Below are 15,783 nucleotides of genomic sequence, written 5' to 3'. Positions count from 1 at the left end.
TCCCGGCGCGGCGGTCGGTCAGCTCTTGCCGGCGGGCTGCTTGCCCTCCTCCTTGGCACCGCCCGGCGCACCGGCGGCGGGCTCACGGCGCTTCTCCTTCGGCACGGCGGCGAGGACCAGGGCGATCAGCAGCATGACCCCGCTGACGACGAAGACGGTCTGCATCGCCTCGGCCATGCCCTCCAGGAACGGCTTGGCGAGCCGCGGGTCGGCGTGGTCGAGGAAGGAGCTGTCGTCCAGCGGCACGGCGCCGTCCCGGGCGCCGAGCAGCACCTTGTTGGCGGCCTGCCCGGTCACGGAGGGGTCGTTCACGGCCGCCGTGAAGGCGGGGTCGGAGGCGGCGTCGCGGTAGGCCGCGGCCACCTTCTCGCCGACCGCGCCGAAGAACATCGACAGGAAGACGGCGATGCCCGCGGTGCCGCCGATCTGCCGGAAGAAGGTGAACGAGCCCATGCCGGCGCCCATGTACTGCGGCGCGACACCCGTCTGGATCGCGATGAGCATGACCTGCCAGGCCAGGCCGATGCCGAAGCCCATCAGGCCGGCGGCGACGCCCGTCAGCCACAGCGAGGTGTCCACGCTGAGCGTCCCGAACAGGAAGGTCGCGACGACCATCAGGACGAGTCCGCTGAGCAGGACCACCTTGTAGCGGCCCGACTTGGTGACGTACGGACCGGCGATCCGGCCCGCCACGACGATGCCCAGCGTCTGCGGCAGCATCATCAGTCCGGCCTGGGTGGGGGACAGGCCCTTGACCATCTGGAAGTACAGCGGAAGGACGGACAGCGCGCCGAACACGGCGGCGCCGACGAGGACGTTGACACCGTTGTAGACGGAGAAGAGCGGGTTGCGGAACATCGGCGTGGGCAGCAGGGCCGCGTCGGCCGCCCGCTTCTGCGCCAGCAGGAAGAGGACCAGGCCGATCGCCCCCAGGACGAACAACAGAATCGTTCCGGTGTCCGTCCAGCCCCACTTCGGGCCCTGTTCGACCGCGAAGAGCAGCGGCAGCAGGCAGGCGATCAGCGCGAGCAGGCCCGCGATGTCGAACTTGTGCTGGGCGCGGTTCGGCTGGACGCGCACCAGCGTGCCGATGAGGACCGCGGCGGCGACGCCGATCGGCACGTTGATGAAGAAGGCCCAGCGCCAGCCGGTCGCGCCGAGGAAGGAGTCGAGCCCGGCGAAGAAACCGCCCGCGACGGGGCCGATGACGGCCGAGACACCGAAGACCGCGCCGAACCACGCCTGGTAGCGGCTGCGTTCGGTCAGCGGCACCAGATCGGTGAGGATCGCGAAGGCGAGGCTCATCAGACCGCCCGCGCCGACGCCCTGGACGCCGCGGAACACGGCGAGCATCGTCATGGACTGGGCGAGGCCGCTGAGCACGGAGCCGAGGACGAAGATGCCGACCGCGGTGATGTAGACGGGCCGGCGGCCGTAGATGTCCGAGAGCTTGCCGTAGAGCGCCGTCGTGATCACCGAGGTGATCATGTACGAGGTGTTCGCCCAGGCCTGCTCGGAGAGGCCGCCCAGGTCGTCGGCGATGGTACGCAGCGCCGCGGAGATGATCGTCTGGTCGAGCGCGGCCATGAACAGGCCGAGCAGCAGACCCGTCATGATCAGCCGGATTCTGCGCCTGTCCACCGCCCCGGCCGCGTCGGCACCGGAATCGGGCGCGGGGGAACCCGGCTTCGCTGTGTCTGTCATCGGAAGTTCTTCCTTCGGATATCGGAAGGGGCGTCGGGAGGGGTCGGGCCGCTGCGTCCGGACCAGGATGAAACCTCTAGCGCGCTGGAGGTCAAGGGGCATCGTGCGGCGCCCTGCTAGGGCGCGACTACAGCCCCCCTCGCGCTCCCGCACCACCGCGCACCGCACCGCCCGGCACCGGCCCGCACCACGCCCCCGGCACCGGCCCGCACCACACCGCACCCCGCCCCCGGCACCGGCCCACACCGCCCGGCCCGCACCACACCGCACCGCATCGCACCGCTTCCAGCGGCGCTCCAGGGGTGCTCGACCCCCGCTCCCTAGCGTCCGCCGCCATGAGATTCCTTTTTGTGTCCGGAGGAAGCGCGGGGGCCGTCTTCCCCATCACCCCGCTGGCGCTCGCGGCGCGCAACGCCGGTCACGAGGTGATCGTCGGGGCCACGGAGAACGTGATGCCGCTGGTCGCCGCGACGGGTCTGCCCGGCGCCCCGATCACCTCGCGCACCATGTTCGACTTCATGCAGCGCGACCGGCACGGCAATCCGCTCGAGATCCCCAAGGACCCGCACGAGCGGAACCTGTTCAACGGCCGGGGCATGGCCCGCCTCGCCCTGGGCAGCATGGAGGGGCTCGTCCCGCTGGTCGAGCGCTGGCAGCCGGACGTCCTGGTCGCCGGAGCCCTCTCGTACGCCGCCCCGCTCGTCGCCCACCGTTTCGGACTGCCCTGGGTGCGGCACGCGCTCAACATGGGCGAGCCGTCCATCATCGACCTGTCCGCCGCCGCCGAACTGGCGCCGGAGCTGGAGGAGATGGGCCTGTCCGCGATCCCCGACCCGGACATGTACGTGGAGATCTGCCCGCCCGGCGCCCGCCGCCCGGACGCGGGTCCCGCGCAGTTCATGGGGTACGTGCCCTTCAACACCCAGCGGGCGCTGGAACCCTGGATGTACTCCAGGACGGGCGACCGGCCGCGCGTCCTGGTCTCGGCCGGCAGCCGCGTGACCGCCGACTACGAGGCCGACGCCCTGTCCGCCCTGGTGGAGAAGGTCGCCGGGCTCGACGTGGAGCTGCTGATCGCGGCGCCGCAGGAGATCGCGGACGCCCTGGGCGACCTGCCGGAGAACGTACGGGCGGGCTGGCTGCCGCTCGACGTCGTGCTGCGCACCTGCGACCTGCTCGTGCACCGGGCCGGCGGCAACACGATGCTGCACGCGATCGTGTGCGGCGTCCCGCAGCTGCTGATCCCGGCGATGCCGAAGCAGGTCGGGATGTCGGCCCGGCTCGCGGAGTACGGCGCCGCGATCATGCTGACGGCGGGGCAGGACGACTCCCCGGAGAACGTCGCCAAGATGTGCCGGGAGCTGCTCGAAGACCCCTCGTACAAGGCGAGGACCGAGGAGCTGAGCAGGGAGATCGCGGGCCTGCCCACGCCCCACGACGTCACGGTCGCCATCGCCGACATGGTCCACGCGCGCGCGAGGACGTGAATCCCTCACATCCGATTCATGACGGGAACACTGGTCGGCGGTCGTGAGGTGTTCGCAGAATCCAGCGAGGGCGCTGCGTCACCGCGTCTTCAGCTCGTACGTCCTCTTGGAAGACACCGCAGGCTCCTGGAAGGAACCCCCCATGAACCACGTCCTTGCCGAGAACCCCGCCTGGGCCGCCGTCCTCACCCCGGCCCACGAGGAGTCCCCGGCCATGCTGTCGATCGAGGACCTGGACGCGGTCCCCGCCGATGCGGCGGCGCTGTTCACCTGGTGCATCATGGCCCCCGAGCCGACCGAGGCCGTCGCGGCCTGACGCCTCGGCACACGAGCAAGGGGGACCGGTGGCCGACGACGGCGGACCGCGGATCGGCTGGCGCAGCCATCTGCGCAGCCTCGTCGTGCCGGGCGAGGCCGTCTACCTCGTCTCCGCGCGAGGCGTCCGCGCCGTGCGCGGCGCCCCGGCCGAGGCACTGGCCCCCTTGCTCGACGGGACCCGCACGCCGGACCAGGTGCTGCGGGAGGCCGCCGCCACCGACGCCCCCGGCGCCGGCCCGCGGGAGCTGCGCGGCGCGCTCGCCGAACTCTGGTCGGCGCACCTCCTGCGCGCCCACACGGAACCGCTCCGGAACCCGGGAACACCGGCAGCCACCTCCCCCGGCGCCTCGGACGAGGCCTTCTGGGACCTGGCCGGAGCGACGGCCCCGTCCGCGGCCGCGGCCGTGCGGCTCGTCGTCCTCGACGGCCCGGTCTCCCCCGAGGAGGCACGGGACGCCTGCGCCGCCTCCGGGCTCACCCTCGCGCCGCCCACCGCGGAAGCGGAGGACGCCGAGGTCACCCTGGTGCTCTGCGCCGACTACCTGGACCCCCGGCTCGCCGGCATCGACGCGCGGCAGCGCGCGGCCGGCCGCCCCTGGATCCTCGCCAGACCAGGCGGCCCCGAGGCGTGGACCGGCCCGGTCCTGCGCCCCGGCGACGGCCCCTGCTGGCACTGCCTCGCCGAACGGCTGCGCCTCCAGCGCGGCGGCGAGGCACCCCTGCACCGCGCCCTCGGCAGTACGGACCCGGTCTCCCGCCCCGACGCCTCGATCGCCGCGAGCCGTGCGGCGGGCCTGCACACCGCCGTCCTGGAGACCGCCAAGTGGCTGGCCGGCGTGGCAGGACCCACCCGCGACGCCGTCCACACCTTCGACGCCCTCACCCTCGCCGCTGAGCTGCATCCGGTGACCCGCCGCCCCCAGTGCCCGGCCTGCGGCGACCCCGGGCTCGTGGCCACCCGAGTGCGCGAGCCCTTCGTGCCGCGGCCCCGCCCCAAGGCGGCGGACGGCGGCAACGGCCACCGCGCCCTGTCCCCCGCTCAGATGCTGGAGCGGTACGGCCATCTGGTGGGCCGCGTGACCGGCGTCGTACGCGAGGTGCGGCGGGACCCGCGCAGCCCCGCCTTCACCCACAGCTTCCTCTCCGGGCACAACCTGGCCATGCGGGCGTCGACTCTGGACGGGCACAGCGCCGGGCTGCGCGCGCTCAGCGGCGGCAAGGGCCTCACGCCCGAGGAGGCGACGGTCAGCGCGCTGTGCGAGGCCGTCGAGCGCTACAGCGGTTCGCGGCACGGCGACGAACCCGTGGTCCGCGACAGCTTCCGCGCGCTCGGCCCCGCCGCGGTCCACCCGGACGCGGTCCGGCTGTACGACCCCCGGCAGTTGCGCGAGCGGGACGCCTGGAACGCAGCCGGCTCGCCCTTCCAGTACGTCGGCCGTCCCTTCGACGAGGACGCGCCGCTCGACTGGACGCCCGTGTGGTCCCTGACCTCCGGCACCCGGCGGCTGCTGCCCACCTCCCTCCTGTACTTCGACAGCGATCCCGCGGCCCCGCTGCGCGGGGACTCCAACGGCAACGCCGCCGGTTCCAGTCGTGAGGACGCCTTCGTGCAGGGCTTCCTGGAGCTCGTGGAGCGCGATGCGGTCGCCCTGTGGTGGTACAACCGCACCCTCGCCCCCGCCTGCGACCTCGACGCCTTCGTCGCCGCCGGCGACACCTGGATCGAGCCGTTGCGCGCGGGCTACCGCTCGCTCGGCCGCGAGGTCTGGGCCCTGGACCTGACCTCGGACTTCGGCATCCCGGTGGTGGCCGCCCTGTCCCGGCGCACCGACGGCCCCGCCGAGGACGTCCTCTTCGGCTTCGGCGCCCATCTCGACCCGCGTATCGCGGTACGCCGCGCGCTCACCGAGATGGGGCAGATGCTGCCCGCGGTCGTCGACGCGCGCCCGGACGGATCGGGCTACACCGTGGACGACCCCCAGGCCCTGTCCTGGTGGCGCACCGAGACCGTCGTCCGCCAGCCCCATCTGCTGCCCGACCCGCGGCTCGCCCCGAGCGGCCCCGCGACCCATCCGTACATCCCTCGCGCGGACCTCGCCGACGACGTGGCGGCACTCACCGCGCTCGCCGCCGAACGGGGTCTGGACGTCCTGGTCCTGGACCAGACCCGCCCGGACATCGGGCTCCCTGTGATGAAGGTCATCGTTCCCGGCATGCGCCAGTTCTGGCCACGTTTCGCGCCGGGCCGTCTCTTCGACGTGCCGGTCGCCCTGGGCCGGCTCGCCGCCCCCACCCCGTACGAACTCCTCAACCCCCTGCCGCTGTTCGTCTGACGCCGGCGACGGCGGCCGTCCCGACCGCCCCTCTCGGCCACCGCCCTTCCGAGGGTGGGGAATCGGCCGCTGTTCGGGGACTGTTCACCGAGGTCGGAGCCGATGGAGACCCGGACAGCGCGGTCCGATATTTCCATGATCGGCATCGCGGTACCTTCCGGTACGTCTCTACCCCCACAGAGAGGTCGTCACCTCCGATGAACGCGCGTGACCATCAGTCAGACGATCCGAACGACCCCGTCCCACGCCCCTCCCACGACGGCTCCACCGTGCTGGCCCCCCGCCTGGCCCGCTCGGTCCTGCTGGCCACCTTGGCCGGATACTCCCTGGTCACCGCCGTGAACATCCTCGGCACCCGAGCATCTCCCGTCGAGACCGGGGCGGGATTCCTGGGCCTGCTCGTGATGTTCGGCCTCCAGCTCGTGCACTCCAGGCCCCACGCCCGGCAGAGTTCCTACGGATGGCGTGTCACCACCCTCGCCGTGCAGGCCGTGTGCTGTTTCGTGCCGCTCGCGCTGTTCCATCTGGCATGGGGAGCGATGTCCGGTTTCCTGGCCGGCTCCGTCCTCCTGCTCCTCCCGGGCCGGACGGCCTGGCCGCTGTACGTGGCGATCGGACTCTCCCTCTTCGGGTACGCGGCGCTCGTCGCGGACCGCGGGCTGTTCGACAGCGTCTACGCGCTGGAGACCACCCTCGTCACCGGGCTCGTGGTGTTCGGGCTGAGCAGCCTGACCGGTCTGGTGACCCGGCTGCACGCCCAGCGTGCCGACCTGGCCCGGCTGGCCGTGGCCGACGAGCGGCTCCGCTTCTCCCGGGACCTGCACGACCTGCTCGGGTACAACCTGTCCGCGATCACCCTGAAGACCGAACTGGTCCGCCGGCTGGTGCCGGAGATGCCGGGGCCCGCCAGGGCCGAGACCGACTCCATCCTGGCCCTGTCCCGCCAGTCGCTCGCCGATGTGCGCAAGGTCGCGACCGGCTACCGCGACATGTCGCTGCGCGAGGAGGCGACCGCCACCCGCTCGATGCTGGAGGCGGCGGGGATCGAGGTGGTGGCGGCCATCGACACGGGCCCGCTGCCGCCGGAGATCGACACGGTGCTCGCCACCGTGCTGCGCGAGGGCGTCACCAACGCGTTGCGGCACAGCCATGTCCACCAGTGCACGATCCGGTGCTGGGAGGAGGAGGGCCTGATCACGCTCAGCATCGCCAACGACGGCGTGGAGCTCGCCGACCGGGGCCCCGACGAGGCGGGTCCCCTGCCCCGGCAGGCGGCGGTGGACGAAGCCGGCGGCTCCGGCCTGGGCAATCTCACCCACCGCCTCGGCCGTGTCGGCGGCAGCCTCACCACCGAGCTGAGCGACGACGGTTGGTTCCGGATGACCGCCCGCGCGCCCCTGCCCGCTCGACCTGACACAGTCGGCCTTAACCGGAAGGAGAACGCACAGAAATAAACAATTGTAGTATGAATATGGTCAGACCATGGGGGGATTCACCGCAATGATACGGATATTGCTGGCCGAGGACATGGGCATGATCCGCGGCGCGCTGGTGGCGCTGCTGAGCCTGGAAGACGACCTCGACGTGGTCGCGCAGGTCGAACGCGGCGACAGAATCCTCCCGACCGCCCTGGAGCACCGCCCCGACGTGGCGATCATCGACATAGGGCTCCCCGGCATGGACGGCCTCACGGCGGCGGCGCTGCTCGCCGAGGAACTCCCCTCCTGCCGCACCCTCATCCTGACGAGCCTCAGCCGGCCCGCCGTCCTGCGCCGGGCACTGGACGCCAAGGTGGCCGGCTTCCTGCCGAAGGACGCCTCCCCGCAGGACCTCGCCGAGGCGATCCGCCGGATCGCGGCCGGGCACCGCGCCATCGACCTCCAGCTCGCCCTCGCGGCCTGGGACGGCGCCGAGAGTCCGCTCACCAAACGGGAGCTGGAGGTGCTCCGCCTGACCGCCGCGGGCGACGAGGCCCCGGAGATCGCCGCCCGGCTGCACCTGTCCACAGGGACCGTCCGCAACTACCTGACCTCGGTGGTCACCAAGCTGAACGCCCGCAACCGGGTGGACGCGGTGCGCATCGCGCACGAGTCCGGCTGGCTGGTCTGACCGCCGGCCGGACTCGTACGCCTCAGGTACGCATCAGATGAAGGCCCGCGTACGGCGCCTGCTCCCGCCCCAGCTCCAGCTCGGGCTCACCGGAGAGCACCGCCTGGTGCAGCCGCCTCAGTCGGTGCGAAGGCTCCACGCCGAGCTCCTCGACGAGCGTCCGGCGCAGTTCCTGGAACACCTCGAGGGCCCGCCACACCCCGCCCGAGCGGTACAGCGCCGTCATCAGCTGGGCGGCGAGATTCTCGTTCATCGGGTGCCGGGCGACCAGCATCCGCAGCTCGGCCAGGAGCGAGGCGTGCCGCCCGAGCAGCAGATCCGCCTCGATCCGCTGCTCCAGGACGCGGGTGCGCTGCTCCTCCATCCCGAGCACCTCGACCCCCAGGACCCGCCCGACCGGCACGTCCACCAGTGCGGGTCCCCGCCAGAGCCCGAGCGCCCGCTCCAGCGTCACGGACGCGGCCCGCGCGTCACCCGCCTCCAGCGCCACCGACCCGCGGGCCGCCAGTGACTGGAACTCCCGCAGATCGCTGTCCTCCGGACGCACGGCGAGCCGGTACCCCCCGAAGGACGTCGTGAGCACCTCCTTGGCGTCCCCGCCCCGGTCGAGTCCACCGCCCGGCGCCCCGGCACGCAGCGCCGCGGCGACCTTGCGGCGCAGATGAAGGATGTACGTCTGCAGTGTGGTGGCCGCGCTCTTGGGGATCGCGTCCCCCCAGATCTCCTCCATCAGCGTCGGTACGGTCACCACCCGCTCCGCTCTGATGGCGAGCAGCGCGAGCAGTTGGCGCGGCTTGCCCGCACTCGGAACGATCGACTGCCCGTTCAGACGGACCGCGAGCGGCCCGAGAATCCCCACATCCATGAAACTCCCCCGGAGTGCTCCGATATTGGAGGGACTGATCAGCAATGTCGGTATCGACGATTGCACGCCTCGTCCGCGCCTCCCAGGGCCGTCGTCATGGATCGGACCATGACCAGCTCACTCGAGCGAGACCCGAGCACGAGTCCAGCGACCGGACCCCCGCGCCCATCGAAAAAGCCCCCTGAACCTGTGTTCTCCACAGGCCAGGGGGCATTCGTCCGGTGGAGCCTAGGGGAGTCGAACCCCTGACATCTGCCATGCAAAGACAGCGCTCTACCAACTGAGCTAAGGCCCCGGAACGAGGACAGCGTACCGGGTCCACCCCTATGTCCGGCAAAAGGATTGGGACTCCCGGTCGGCAACCACTCTCCGTAAGATGCTGACCGAGGTTCGCAGTGGCGAACCTAAGGGATGGGGAGTAAGCAATGGACGCAGCGCAGCAGGAAGCCACGGCGAGAGCCAGAGAGCTTCAGCGCAGTTGGTACGGAGAGCCGCTGGGGGCGCTCTTCCGTCGCCTGATCGACGATCTCGGGCTCAATCAGGCCAGGCTCGCGGCCGTGCTCGGGCTCTCCGCGCCCATGCTGTCCCAGCTGATGAGCGGCCAGCGGGCCAAGATCGGCAACCCGGCCGTCGTCCAGCGCGTCCAGGCCCTCCAGGAGCTCGCCGTCCAGGTCGCCGACGGCAGCGTCAGCGCCGCCGAGGCCACCGACCGCATGGACGAGATCAAGAAGTCGCAGGGCGGCTCCGTCCTCACCGGCACGGGCCAGACCGCCACCGGATCCGGCGCGCCGACCGTGCGCCGTGTGGTCCGCGAGATCCAGTCGCTGCTGCGCTCCGTGGCGGCCGCCGGCGACATCATCGACGCCGCCGACTCGCTCGCCCCGGCCCACCCGGAACTGGCAGAGTTCCTCCGGGTGTACGGCGCCGGGCGCACCGCCGAAGCGGTCGCCCACTACGAGTCGCACCAGAACTGACGCGGGCCCGGCAGCCGGCCGGCACCGCGGAGAGACGACGCACACGGGGAGCGGGCACAGCGCGATGGGTGAGGTCTTCGCTGGTCGGTACGAGCTGATCGACCCGATCGGACGCGGCGGGGCGGGCGCGGTGTGGCGTGCCTGGGACCACCGGCGCCGCCGCTATGTGGCGGCCAAGGTGCTCCTGCAGAGCGACGCGCACACGCTGCTCCGCTTCGTCCGTGAGCAGGCGCTGCGGATCGATCATCCGCACGTCCTCGCCCCGGCCAGCTGGGCCGCCGACGACGACAAGGTCCTCTTCACCATGGACCTGGTGGCCGGCGGCTCGCTGGCCCACGTCATCGGGGACTACGGCCCGCTGCCGCCCCGCTTCGTCTGCACGCTGCTCGACCAGCTGCTCTCGGGCCTGGCCACGGTGCACGCCGAGGGGGTCGTGCACCGGGACATCAAGCCCGCCAACATCCTCATGGAGGTCACCGGCACCGGGCGGCCGCATCTGCGGCTGTCCGACTTCGGCATCTCCATGCGCAAGGGCGAACCCCGCCTCACCGAGACCAACTACGTGGTGGGGACGCCCGGTTATTTCGCGCCCGAGCAGCTCCTCGGCGCCGAGCCCGACTTCACCGCCGACCTCTTCGCCACCGGCCTGGTCGCGCTCTATCTGCTCCAGGGCCGCAAGCCGGACTCCCAGACCCTGGTCGAGCACTTCCTCGCGCACGGCACCCCGGGCGCCCCCGAGGGCATTCCCGAGCCCCTGTGGCAGGTGCTCGCCGGTCTGCTGCAGCCCGATCCGCAGGCCCGGTTCCGTACGGCCACGGGAGCGCGGAAGGCGCTGAGCGCCGCCGTCGAGATGCTGCCCGAGACGGGCCCCGGCGAGGAGCCGGTCGAGATCTTCGACCAGCTCGGCCCGCTCCCGTCCGGCTTCGGCCCCGAAGGCCCGACGGGCCCCACAGGACCCACGGCCCCCGCAGGCGCCGCAGGCACCGCAGGCACCGCCACCACGGACCTCGCTGCGCCGGCGCCCGCCGCCGCGCCCGTACCGCCCCAGGAGCAGCCCGCCCAGCCGGCTCAGCCCCCGGCGCACCCCACGCACCCCGTACAGCCCGCTGCACACCCCGTACAGCCCCACCAGCAGCCGTACCAGCCCACCGTCCACGCCCCGGCGGCCCCGACGCCGCCCGGGCCCTCCGAGACGGGCAGCTTCCACCTGCCTCCCCCGGTCACGCACCCGACCCCCTCCTTCGAGCAGGCGCCCACCTCCGCGACGCCGTACGGACAAGCCCCTACTCATCCATACACCGCTCGACCCGATCAGGTTCCCGCCCCGCACACGGCACCCACGGCGCTCGCCCCCGTACGCCGACCGGGACCGCCCCCGAAGGTGGCGGTCCCGGTGCTCCTGCTCGCGCTGGTGTCGCTCGCGGTCGGTATCTGGGCCCTGACGCAGATCTGAGCCCGGCGGATCTCAGGCCCTGCGCCGGGCCAGCAGGGTCCAGGCCCCGAGCCCGAGCAGCAGGACGGTCCCGGTGCCGATCCCGGCCGCCGCGACGATCTTCATGGAGCCGCTCCGCTCGGCGGCCTCCTCCACCTGCGCGCCGCTGGACCCGCTCGCGGCCGCGTCCTTGTCGTCGGCGGTCACGGCGAACGGCCCGGGGTCCCCGTCGTACCCGGGACCGGACGCGGCCTTGTTCATGACGTTCACCCGCAGCGTCAGCGGCACCGGCTTGTCGCCGTAGTCCTTGGCGACCGCCGGGCTGAGGGTGGCCGACAGGTAGTACCAGCCGGCGAACCGCATGCCGTTGGTGGCGTCGTCGTACGAGGTGCGGTTCGCGTGGGCCACCGGCCGCTGCGGGCCGAGCGTCACCGTCGCGGGCTTCCCGTCGTAGGTGACGGTGTTCTCGTCGACGTGGCCGAGCGCCGGGTTCTCCAGGGAGAGCACCAGGGCGTTGGAGACGTACGCGTCGGCGGCGGAGCTGCTGCCGAGCTCGGCGGTGGTGAAGAGCTGCTGTCCCCAGTCGACGGGCACCCGGTAGAAGAGCGTCTGGCCGGGCCGGATGTCGGAGCGCCACTCGCCCTGCGTCAGCGAGGCGGCGTCGTGAATGCCGGAGCCGCCCTGCCGCGGCTTGGGGCCTCCCGTCGGCGGCGCGGGCGTGGCGGAGGGCCAGGCGGACGGGAGCTCGGTCGGCCCGGCCTTCTTCAGCGGCGGCTCGGACAGGTGCCGGATCTCGAGCTCCCAGTCGTCCGGGGAGGAGGTCGCCTTCGAGGAGCGCTCGACGAGCACGTAGAAGGCCCCCGCCCGCTGGCAGCTGGAGCTGTCCGCGTCGATGATCCGGCGGGCGTAGGCGGCGAGGGGCCGCGCGTAGTCGGCCGACGAGAAGTTGACCTGCTGGTAGCTGCATTCGGCGCCGGAGCCGTCCTGCATGGTCACCTTGACGCCGTCGCTGTACTCGACCTTGCCGCCGGGCTTCGGCACGGCGACCACGGAGACGTACGAGTTCCGCTTGTCGTCGAGGTCGACCCGGTAGTAGAGCTTGCCGTCCTTCTTGACGGTGTCCCGGTACGTCTGCCCCGTCTTCAGGGCCTTCGCGTCGAGGCTGGAGGCGGCGCCCTGGATCCGCTGGGCCGAGCCGTCGAAGGCGTACGGCGGTACCGCCGCGCCTTCGGCCGCCTGGGCCTGGACGGGCAGTGCCGTCACCGCGCCCACGGCCGTGGCCGCCGCGATCAGGGCTCCCGCCCTCCGACCGATCCCGGTCCGCCTGCCGGCCTGCGTGCTCACGCGTCTCTCCCGTTCCTTCCCGCCCTGCGCCGCGCCCGCCCGAGGGCGATCAGCACCCCGGCGAGCAGCACCAGTGCCCCGCCGCCCACCGCGACGGCCGTGGTGCCGGTCCATCCTGCCCCGCCCGCACCGCCGGTGTCCGCCCGCGCGGTGGATTCGTCCTGCTTCGCGGGGGCCTTCACGCGCGCGTGGTGCTCGGGTCCGGCCTTCTCCTCGCCGAGGACGGCGATCCGCAGGACGACGGCGATCTCGGGGTTCCGGGCGATCCCGGCCGCGTCGGCGCCGAGGGTGACGGCGATGTAGTGGCCGCCGGGCGCGTGCGTGGCGATCACGTTCGGGTCGGCCTCGTAGCGGTTGGCCCAGGCGACGGGGACCGTGCCCATCTTCAGCGCGATCGGTTCGCCGGTGTACGTGGTCTCGGGGGTGAAGACGCCCGTGCCGCCGCCGACCGGGTGGCGTGACGGGGTGTATACCTCGGTGCCGCCGTACGAGCGGGCCGGGGAGCCGTTGTCGCCGACGGTCGGCTCGTTGGCGAACTCGACGTCGTAGCGCAGCTGCTGGCCCCAGCCGACCGGCACCTTGAACCAGAGGGTCTGGGAGGGCAGCAGCCGGTCGCGGAAGACGCCGGGGCCGAGTTCCTTCGCGTCGTTGAAGCCGGTGCCGCCCCGTACGTCCTTCGGGTCGCCGGTGGGCAGGGCGGCCTCCGGGCCGCCGGCGCCGTACTCGGGCTGGGACTGTGCCGGGACGGCCCCGGCGGGCAGGGGCTTCTCGACGCCGTGGACGATCTCCAGGGGCCAGCGGGCCGCGTCGGAGCCCGGCTTGCTCTCCCGCGTGACGCGCAGCCAGTAGCGCCCGGCGTTGTCGCAGGTGGAGTACCGGGTCTCGGTGGGGATGCGGGAGACGGCCGAGGTCAGCGGGACGGCGCCCTCGTCCTGGTGGAAGATCTGGGACCGCGTCGCGCAGCCCCCTTCGTCGCCGATGCCCGAGACCCAGACGATGGTCGTCGCCAGCTTGTCGACGGTGTCCACCGCCGCCCCGGGCTGCGGGACGGCCGTGGCGGCGAGGTTCACCGTGGACGCGTCGTCCATGTCGACCGCGTAGTACCGCTTCTCGCCGGGTCCGATGGTGTCGAGGTACTGGCCGGGCGGCAGCGCGGGTGCGCCGTCCCTGGTGGGCGTGCCCTCGATCCTGGTGCCGCGCAGCCGGTAGCCGTCCGCGGAGAGGCGGGCGGCCCGCTGGAGCTGGCGGGCGAGCGCGTCGGCGTCGGGCGCGTCGTAGTAGCGGCCGTTCCCGGCCTCGGCGACGCACTCCAGCTGCTCCCGGGCCTTGCCCTTCACCTGGAAGCCGACGGTGTCGATGCGCAGCCCGATGCCCTGGCGGGCGAGCTCGGCGGCGACCTCGCAGGGCTGCGGGGTGCCGCAGTTGTCATCGCCGTCCGAGATCAGCAGGATCGTGCGGGTCGTGATGGCCCCGGGAGGCGGTGCGGGCAGGTCTTCGGCGGCCTTCCGCAGCGAGAGCCCGATGGGGGTGTCCCCCTTGGGCGTGAGGGCCGCCACGGCCGCCTTGAGGCCGGCCCGGTCGAGGGGGGCGACCGGCTTCACGAGCCGGGTGTCGGTGCAGCCGCTCGTCCGGTCGGCGCCGTACACGCGCAGGCCGGTGGGGTGGCCGTCGGGAAGGCCGTCGACGACGGTCCCGACCGCGTCGCGGGCCGCCGCCATCCTCGTACGGCCGGGGTCTCCGCCGCCCACCGGGTCGGCCATGGAGCCGGAGGAGTCGAGCACCATGACGAGGCTGCCCCCGCCCGGCTCCTGCGCGGTCTCGGCGACCGCGGACGGGGCCGGTGCGAGCAGCAGGGCGCACAGTCCGGCGACCGTCCCTCCCGCGATCCCCCGTCGAAGTAGAAGAAGTCGATGTGGAAGCAGTCGTTGTGGAAGCAGTCGATGTGGAAGAAGTCGAACCCTCACAGCCGTCCCCCTTGTTCGCGATCACTCAACTTTGCTTTAGCAAGCTAGTGATTTGCGCTGGCGAACTCAAGGGAACCCGTGTCACGGTCCTGGAACAGCGAAACCCCGGCGGCGCTCACGCGCTGCCGGGGCCTCACCCACAGAGTGTGTGTCTCTCAGACACCGGAACCTGCGGGCACGGAGTCGGTCGCCTCCGTCCACAGATCCTGCTCGGCGCGATCCGCCTGGATCTGGCGGTACACGAGGAGCCCGCCGATGGCGGCCAGTGCGACCAGGAGAAGCTTCTTCACCGCGCGACCTCGTCTTTCGTTGACGTAGGAGACTTCTGACGCCCACTCTACACATCGACCGATACCGATCGGTGACCTGTACGGGCTTCGCACCCCTGCTTCAAACCTCGCACAAACAGATCGACCCGGATGGAGGAACCATCCGGGTCGATCTGAACTGTGGGGCTAACAGGATTTGAACCTGTGGCCTCATCCTTATCAGGGATGCGCTCTAACCAACTGAGCTATAGCCCCGCCGCGCTTTGCGGTGTGTGTCCCGCGCGCTGACTCCTGAACATTAGCGCACGTGGGGGCCAGTCCCAAAATCGGTAACCGACCGACCCCCTCGCAGGTCACTCGTCCTCGGCCAGCGTCAGCTCCACACCGCCCACGAAACCGGCCGACAGGTTGTAGATGAAGGCACCCAGCGTCGCCAGCGCGGTCATCAGGACCACGTCGATCACGGCGATCACCGAGGTGAACATCAGCACCCGCGGCAGCGACAGGAAGGACTGCAGATCGAAGCCGTTGGACTCGTTCGAGCCCGTGGCCTCGCTGATCGTGCCGCCGACCGTCGAGAAGACGCCCATGGCGTCCATGACCATCCACAGCACCGCCGCGGCCACGACCGTGCAGATGCCCAGCGCGATGGAGAGCAGGAAGCTCACCTTCATCACCGACCACGGATCGGCCTTGGCCACCCGCAGCCGCGCCTTGCGCGTCCTGGGCGTCGTGCGCGCCCCGGTCCGCGGCCGGCGCACGGCCCCGGTCTGCCCGCCCTGCGTACCGCCCTCAGGCGTGCCGTACGCCTGCGGCGGGTGGTAGGGCCCGCCCGACTGCCCCTGGGGGCGCTCGCCGGGCAGCGGCCCGTTGTAGGTCTCGTACGAGGGCTGCTGCCCCCGAGTGTCCGTCACCGCAACCCCCTGGGAGTCCGTGGCGGGGCCACGGGCGCCGTTCGCTCCAGCACCAGCAGAAGCTCCGGCA

At 72.1% G+C, this 15,783-nt stretch carries 13 protein-coding genes and 2 tRNA genes; 7 read left to right on the top strand and 8 right to left on the bottom strand.

Features of this window, described 5'->3' with window-relative positions; translation table 11 throughout:
- Positions 1-18: 18 nt before the first annotated feature.
- Complete coding sequence (locus AC07AW_RS23735; protein ID WP_478817454.1) at positions 19-1,704, bottom strand: MDR family MFS transporter; 1,686 nt, start codon at positions 1,702-1,704, stop codon at positions 19-21.
- Positions 1,705-2,039: 335 nt separating this feature from the next.
- Here AC07AW_RS23735 and AC07AW_RS23730 point away from each other — a divergent pair, with 335 nt between their 5' ends.
- From AC07AW_RS23730 to AC07AW_RS23710, 5 genes are all read left to right on the top strand, one after another.
- Positions 2,040-3,191 carry a glycosyltransferase gene (locus AC07AW_RS23730; protein WP_478817453.1) on the top strand — a complete coding sequence of 384 codons (1,152 nt, stop codon included), beginning with the start codon at positions 2,040-2,042 and terminating at the stop codon, positions 3,189-3,191.
- 142 nt (positions 3,192-3,333) lie between these two features.
- A complete protein-coding gene (locus AC07AW_RS23725; RefSeq protein WP_478817452.1) occupies positions 3,334-3,507 on the top strand; it encodes a hypothetical protein in 174 nt (57 codons plus the stop codon).
- Between the two features lie 28 nt (positions 3,508-3,535).
- Entirely contained in the window at positions 3,536-5,842 is a 2,307-nt protein-coding gene (locus AC07AW_RS23720; RefSeq protein ID WP_478817451.1) for a TOMM precursor leader peptide-binding protein, read from the top strand.
- 269 nt (positions 5,843-6,111) lie between these two features.
- Positions 6,112-7,296: a sensor histidine kinase gene (locus tag AC07AW_RS23715; RefSeq protein ID WP_478817450.1), complete on the top strand. Its 1,185-nt coding sequence runs from the start codon at positions 6,112-6,114 to the stop codon at positions 7,294-7,296.
- A gap of 46 nt (positions 7,297-7,342) precedes the next feature.
- Positions 7,343-7,951 (top strand): response regulator transcription factor, encoded by a 609-nt coding sequence (locus tag AC07AW_RS23710; protein WP_478817449.1) that lies wholly within the window; start codon positions 7,343-7,345, stop codon positions 7,949-7,951.
- Positions 7,952-7,973: 22 nt separating this feature from the next.
- Here AC07AW_RS23710 and AC07AW_RS23705 read toward each other — a convergent pair whose 3' ends face one another.
- Together AC07AW_RS23705 and AC07AW_RS23700 are read right to left on the bottom strand one after the other, a co-directional pair.
- Positions 7,974-8,816 (bottom strand): AfsR/SARP family transcriptional regulator, encoded by an 843-nt coding sequence (locus AC07AW_RS23705; RefSeq protein ID WP_478817448.1) that lies wholly within the window; start codon positions 8,814-8,816, stop codon positions 7,974-7,976.
- Between the two features lie 222 nt (positions 8,817-9,038).
- Positions 9,039-9,111 (bottom strand) — tRNA-Ala (locus AC07AW_RS23700).
- Between the two features lie 130 nt (positions 9,112-9,241).
- Here AC07AW_RS23700 and AC07AW_RS23695 point away from each other — a divergent pair.
- Together AC07AW_RS23695 and AC07AW_RS23690 are read left to right on the top strand one after the other, a co-directional pair.
- On the top strand, positions 9,242-9,790 hold the full coding sequence (locus AC07AW_RS23695) for a helix-turn-helix domain-containing protein (RefSeq protein WP_478817447.1): 549 nt from the start codon (positions 9,242-9,244) through the stop codon (positions 9,788-9,790).
- A 64-nt stretch (positions 9,791-9,854) separates the two neighbouring features.
- Positions 9,855-11,243 carry a serine/threonine-protein kinase gene (locus AC07AW_RS23690; protein ID WP_478817446.1) on the top strand — a complete coding sequence of 463 codons (1,389 nt, stop codon included), beginning with the start codon at positions 9,855-9,857 and terminating at the stop codon, positions 11,241-11,243.
- A gap of 12 nt (positions 11,244-11,255) precedes the next feature.
- Here AC07AW_RS23690 and AC07AW_RS23685 read toward each other — a convergent pair whose 3' ends face one another.
- The 5 genes from AC07AW_RS23685 to AC07AW_RS23665 all read right to left on the bottom strand — a co-directional run bounded on the left by AC07AW_RS23685 (position 11,256) and on the right by AC07AW_RS23665 (position 15,713).
- Positions 11,256-12,566: a hypothetical protein gene (locus AC07AW_RS23685; RefSeq protein ID WP_478817445.1), complete on the bottom strand. Its 1,311-nt coding sequence runs from the start codon at positions 12,564-12,566 to the stop codon at positions 11,256-11,258.
- Positions 12,563-14,350, bottom strand: a complete 1,788-nt coding sequence (locus tag AC07AW_RS23680; RefSeq protein ID WP_478817444.1) for a vWA domain-containing protein — start codon at positions 14,348-14,350, stop codon at positions 12,563-12,565. The genes AC07AW_RS23685 and AC07AW_RS23680 overlap by 4 nt, the downstream gene beginning before the upstream one ends.
- A gap of 335 nt (positions 14,351-14,685) precedes the next feature.
- Entirely contained in the window at positions 14,686-14,820 is a 135-nt protein-coding gene (locus AC07AW_RS23675) for a DLW-39 family protein (RefSeq protein WP_003958712.1), read from the bottom strand.
- Positions 14,821-14,980: 160 nt separating this feature from the next.
- A tRNA-Ile gene (locus AC07AW_RS23670) sits at positions 14,981-15,054 on the bottom strand.
- Positions 15,055-15,152: 98 nt separating this feature from the next.
- On the bottom strand, positions 15,153-15,713 hold the full coding sequence (locus tag AC07AW_RS23665; protein WP_478817443.1) for a DUF3566 domain-containing protein: 561 nt from the start codon (positions 15,711-15,713) through the stop codon (positions 15,153-15,155).
- Positions 15,714-15,783: the final 70 nt, after the last annotated feature.

Source organism: Streptomyces sp. NPDC044003 (genome assembly GCF_056435185.1).
This window is presented reverse-complemented; position numbering and strand designations above follow the sequence as displayed.

What these genes read in the sequence shown, in the direction of transcription:
- AC07AW_RS23710 (WP_478817449.1), top strand. Translation starts at nt 7,343, where the DNA reads ATGATACGGATATTGCTGGCCGAGGACATGGGCATGATCCGCGGCGCG.
- AC07AW_RS23725 (WP_478817452.1), top strand. Translation starts at nt 3,334, where the DNA reads ATGAACCACGTCCTTGCCGAGAACCCCGCCTGGGCCGCCGTCCTCACC.
- AC07AW_RS23735 (WP_478817454.1), bottom strand. Translation starts at nt 1,704, where the DNA reads ATGACAGACACAGCGAAGCCGGGTTCCCCCGCGCCCGATTCCGGTGCC.
- AC07AW_RS23705 (WP_478817448.1), bottom strand. Translation starts at nt 8,816, where the DNA reads ATGGATGTGGGGATTCTCGGGCCGCTCGCGGTCCGTCTGAACGGGCAG.
- AC07AW_RS23695 (WP_478817447.1), top strand. Translation starts at nt 9,242, where the DNA reads ATGGACGCAGCGCAGCAGGAAGCCACGGCGAGAGCCAGAGAGCTTCAG.
- AC07AW_RS23690 (WP_478817446.1), top strand. Translation starts at nt 9,855, where the DNA reads ATGGGTGAGGTCTTCGCTGGTCGGTACGAGCTGATCGACCCGATCGGA.
- AC07AW_RS23730 (WP_478817453.1), top strand. Translation starts at nt 2,040, where the DNA reads ATGAGATTCCTTTTTGTGTCCGGAGGAAGCGCGGGGGCCGTCTTCCCC.
- AC07AW_RS23680 (WP_478817444.1), bottom strand. Translation starts at nt 14,350, where the DNA reads ATGGTGCTCGACTCCTCCGGCTCCATGGCCGACCCGGTGGGCGGCGGA.